This window comes from Reichenbachiella sp. (assembly GCF_039944555.1).
Lineage (GTDB): Bacteria > Bacteroidota > Bacteroidia > Cytophagales > Cyclobacteriaceae > Reichenbachiella.
On record NZ_JBDUYN010000017.1, the window covers coordinates 1 to 5,810 of the forward strand.

A 5,810-nucleotide genomic window follows, 5' to 3' on the forward strand; every position below is an offset into this window, starting at 1 on the left:
TGAACCATTTACCATACAATTGCGAGCCAACGACTGGAATATGATCGGTAATCCATATCCGTTTGCTATCGATTGGCAAGCCGTGATAGATTACAATGCAAACAATGGCCGGACCGTAGAGAAATTGGTCACCTACACAAACAGGCAGTACAATTCAGATCAGACCACCTTGAACAAATACGGTGGGGCACTGTTGCACTCATCGACCGACATGGAAATCCAAATTCCGGTATCGGCAAAAAGTAGTTCATCGGGAAGGTCCGGGATCGCAAAACGGAAAAATGACCTTCAAAACTTTGGTACAGGAGAATGGGATTTTAGTCTGAGTATTCGGAATGAAACCATAGCCTATGATGTATCAAGTATTTCTATGAAAGAAGGAGCAGAGGTAGGGAAGGACCCTTACGATTGGCAAAGGCTACCCAGGTTGTCGAGTTATCTGGATATTTCTTTCCAACATGGAATAACCAAAAGTGCAGTCCCGATTGCTCAGGATTATACCTGGGACTTCATGGTCAACAGCAATCTGGTTGGAGAACTAACCACATTGGAATGGGACAACAAAGGTCTTGAAGATTCGGGGCATGGCCTGATGCTCTTAGACGTCAAGAATTATAAGATAGTCGATATGAGTAGACGGAGTTTCTATCAATTCAAATTCGAAGAAGAAAGTCATAATTTCAAATTATTTTATGCTGCAAAGAACAAACTGTCAGAATACCTAAAAATAGGCACCAATTTTATTGGAGACCCTTTCCCCAATCCATTTAGCCATTGGATTACACTTCCTTTGTCCATAGATGACCCGAATGGCACAGTACAGATCAAATTATACAATATCTTGGGGAAAGAAGTCTATCAGTCATTTGGAAATAAGCTGTCAGCGGGCTATCATGAATTTAATATTAACATGAAGAATGAGGTGAAAACGGCAATTAAAGCAGGCGCCTATCTGATGCAAGTGACTTTGACCTCCGATACAGGAGTTCAACGAGTGAATAAAAGAATTCTTTATAATAAGTAACGGACCAAAGACCCAAATGATGATGTTGACAAAATCAAAAAAAGGATATATAATATAGTGGCAGTTTGAGAATCGGCGATGAAGTACTGGTATGAATAGGTTATATTTTCTTGCATTGAGTTTGATGATTACAGCGTATAGTTTGGTCGCACAACCGACTGATTATGTGGCATACTACCCTTTTTCAGGTAATGCCAACGATGAGTCGGCCAATGCCCTTCATGGAAATGTAGTTGGAGCAAGCTTAACTGCAGATCGTTTTGGAAACAGTAATTCGGCTTATGCATTCAATGGCAACGGCTATATTGATTGTGGAGCCTCAACAATTTTTGATATGGAAAAATACCCGGAGTATACAATTTCCGTTTGGATAAAACCTGATAATACAAATCTAAGTGTTTTGCAGGCTATTTTGAGCAGACATATTGCTACTCAAGACAGGAGGTTTTATTTACTCTTTCTTGATAACAATCCTGCAACTACCCTCACCTTTGAAGCTTATCATAATGGGGCGTTTGAGTCAACAGACGTAGTAAGCACCGTATATAATACATCTTGGCAACATGTATTAGTTATTGCCGATGATGGGAAGATCAAAATGTATGTTGATCAGGTGCTTGTCTCGGAAACATCAATTACGGCAACCATGAAATCGGGCAATAGTAACACCAATTTCGTAATTGGAGCAGTACATCACAGTGATGTACTTTGGGACAGGAAATTTGAGGGAATAATAGACGACATTCGAATTTACGATAGAGCTATTACCTCTAGTGAACGTGCGGATTTATACAATGAAGATAGCGGACCAGTGGCTTACTACCCACTAAATGGAAATGCCAATGACTATTCTGGCAATGAGTACCATGGTTCGGGGTTTGGGATAACAAGCACTGTGGATAGATTTAGCATTGAAGGAAATGCATATCAATTTGATGGAGAAAATGACTACCTCGACATGGGTTCAAATGCCGGGAATGATTTGAGAACTATATCACTCTGGTTTCAAACAGATGACATAATTGACGGATCATTAACAGATTTTATTACACTTATTGCTAGAAACAATGGCGAGGCCCTTGTACAACCTTATGAATTTACAATTTCATTTACTCCAGCGATAGCCAACAATCCAACTCCCGGAAAACTAAGGTTTAGCATTGAAGACGGGGACGGAGTCATACATGATGTATATTCAAACTCCAACACATGGGCGAATTCTAGCTGGCATCATATTGTTGCAACCGTTGACCCAACAGATGGGATGAGGCTTTATGTCGATGGGGTAGCTCAGACAGACACAGACCCTTATAACTCAACCACAGGGACCATTTCCACAATTACGGCATTGGGAAGATGGGGAGATTTAGATATCAGACACTTTAAGGGAAAGTTGGATGACATTAGGCTATATCAAAGAGCCGTCTCAGCTTCGGAAGTAACACAACTGTTTGAAGTTGGTGTAGAGAATTTAGTGCCCACTATCAATAGCTTCTCTCCAAGCAGCGGACTTGTTGGATCAACGGTTACTATTACCGGTACCTACTTTGACCCAACTCCAGCCAACAACATAGTGTACTTTGGAGCTACGCAAGCCGAAGTCTCGGCTGCTACTACTAAATCACTAACAGTCGTCGTGCCACTTGGTGCCACTTATAAACCGATCACTGTTCTGGTCAACGGACTTGTTGCCTATTCATCAAACCGCTTTATGACGACCTTCGAAGGAGACGGCACTGTTGATGCAGATTCATTTGATGCAAAAGTAGATTTTGCAACGGGAACAACACCAAAATCGTTCTCAATTGGCGATATAGACCAAGATGGAAAACCAGATTTGGCTGTTGCGAACTCTGGTAGCCAGACTGTTTCTATCTTCAGAAACATTGGCTTGAATGGTGATGATATAAGTTTTGATTCCAAAACGGATTTTGCAACAGGATCAGACCCGAATTCGGTTGTACTAAGTGATATTGATGGCGACGCGAAAGTAGATTTGATTGTTGTAAATAGTTTGGATCACACCATTTCTCTTTTCAGGAATACAAGCACAGGGTTGGGTTCTATCAGCTTTGCCAACGCAGTGAATTTATCTACAGGTAATGGCCCATCGCCAGTATCAATCGGGGATCTTGACAACGACGGTAAAACTGACCTAGCTGTTGCAAACTTTAATGATCATACCATTTCTGTATTCAGGAACACAAGTACAGGCCCCGGAACAATCAGTTTTGCACTTAAAGAGGATTATTCTTCAGAAGCAAATCCAAGATCTGTTGCAATTGGAGATTTAGATGGAGACCAAAAGCCTGATCTTGTTGTAGCAGGTGGAAATAGTACAGTTTCTGTGTTTAGAAATTCAAGTGTAAATGCCGGAACCATAAGTTTCGCTGCTAAAGCAGACCACACAACTGGATTAGACTCCAATCCACAATCAGTAGCAATGGGTGATTTGGATGGTGATGGAAAGCCTGACTTGGTAGTGGCGAATGATTATGGCATGTTTTCAATATTTAGGAATACCGGTACAGATGTTGGAACCATAAGTTTTGCCACGAAAGTGGATTACAATACAGCGTTGAATTCAAGATCCGTTACTATTGGTGATGTTGATGGCGACGGAAAGCCTGACCTTGTTATTTCTAATTATAGCGACGTGTCGTTGTCAGTATATAAGAACACAAGCACTGACATTGGTACAATTAGTTATGCCACCAATGTTGATCTTGTCACTGGCACCAACCCCCAAAAAGTGATGACGGGAGATTTGAATGGTGATGGTAAGACCGATGTAGCAGTAGTGAATGATGGCAGCAACACAATTTCAGTATTTAGGAATGCCTTTATTACTCCCATTCCTTCCATCACCTCCTTCACACCAGCAAGCGGTCCTATTGGCACCTCGGTTGCTATTGCTGGTAATAACTTCAGCGCTACTCCTGCCAACAATATCGTTTTTTTCGGAGCCACACGGGCCGAAGTAACAGCTGCTTCTGGTACAGAGCTGACAGTTACTGTACCAGCAGGAGCTAGCTACCGGCCAATCACAGTACTTACTAATAGTTTAATTGCTTACTCAAAAGCTCCCTTTGAGGTTACTTTTCCAGGTGGAGGCAACATCGACGTTAACTCATTTGATTCCAAGCTGAACTTTTCAACTACCAATAGTCCATCTTCAATTGCCATAGGGGATTTGGATGGCGATGGTCTGGCCGATTTGGTGGCCGCAAACTTACAAACTCATAATATTTCGATATTGAGGAATACTACCGTAAACGCTCAGGACATTCAGTTTGCTCAGAAAGATGATTATGCAACGGGAAGCAGACCCAAAGCGATTGCGATGGGTGACTTTGATGGCGATGGTAAGCTTGATTTGGCCGTAGTCAATGACGACGGAAACTCGATCTCGTTATTAAGAAATACGACCAATGGCATCGGCAACATCAGTTTTGATGATAAGATAGACTACCTGACGGGATTACGTCCCTATTCAATCCAAGTTGGAGATTTAGACGGTGATGGAAGAGCTGATTTGGTTGTTGCAAACAGTTCGGGTAACACGTTGTCGATATTTCGTAATACCAGTACCGGGGCTGGGGTGGTTATTTTTGCTACCAAGTTGGAATACAACACTGGGATAGGTCCGGTTTCAATTGCTATTACCGATATGGATAGTGACGGCAAAGTTGATTTAGCCGTTTCGAACCGTAGTAGCAACACAGTTTCGGTTTTTAAAAATACAAGCCCCGGTGCGGGCACTATCAGCTATGAAGCTAAGGTGGACTATGAAGCTGGAGTTCGTCCCTATTCTATTGCAAGTGGTGATTTGGACGGGGATGGTAAAACTGATCTGGCTGTGGCTAATCATGATGGCAATTCAATCTCTTTGTTTAGAAATACGAGTGCAGGTATGAATGATATCAATTTTGCCCAAAAAGTTGATTATTCGATACCCGAATCCGGCCCTCAATTTGTTTCCATCGGAGACTTAGATGGTGATGGTAAACCAGATCTGGCTGTCGCGAATAACTATAGTAATACAGTCGCGGTCTTAAAGAATACAAGTCCAAATGAAGGTACAATAAGATATAATACTAATGTACACTACGAACTCGGCGCAAGTTCAGAATCAGTCGCAATTGGTGATTTGAATGGAGACAATAAGGACGATTTGGCAGTTGCAAATTTTAACGCAGTTTCTATATTCATAAACAATACCACTTTAACAGGATTCCTTGACTTTGGTTTTACAGAACAAACCGGCCCTGCTACCATTGACGTAATCAATGGAATTATTGATATAGAAGTGGCTCAAGGAACAGATGTGACGGCATTAATAGCAATATTTACACTTGCCGATGGATCAACAGCAAAGATTGATGGAACTGCTCAGGTAAGTGAAGCCACTGCCAATGACTTTTCTGGCCATGTAAAGTATACAGTGACCAATGAAGATGGTGATGTTTCAAAAATCTGGACGGTTATAGTCACTGTATTTGGTCATCCTGTTATCTCCAATGTTATCGCGGCAGATTCTTATCTGATAGGATCAGGTGGATATACAATTACAGCTACTATAACGGATAACGTAAATCTCTCAGATGTTCAGATTTTTGCCAAAAAAACGTCTGAAACGGACTATACAGCAACAGCGATAAGCATCTCTGGGGATAATTATTCCGGGACATTTACCGATTCTGCGTTCGGGGACCTGGGCCTTACATTTTATATTGAGGCAACTGACAGTGAGGGTAACAAAACTACTTCTGTCCAATATTCGGTT

Annotated in this window: 2 protein-coding genes; both read left to right on the top strand. The window is 41.6% G+C overall.

All coding sequences use genetic code 11. The annotated features are described in order from the left end of the window. Window positions 1-1,024 (top strand): T9SS type A sorting domain-containing protein (locus tag ABJD64_RS24435; RefSeq protein WP_348176646.1); only part of this gene is annotated, 1,024 nt, incomplete at its 5' end. A 91-nt stretch (window positions 1,025-1,115) separates the two neighbouring features. Beyond that, window positions 1,116-5,810: FG-GAP-like repeat-containing protein (locus tag ABJD64_RS24440; RefSeq protein WP_348176649.1), on the top strand; the 4,695-nt coding region annotated here is incomplete at its 3' end.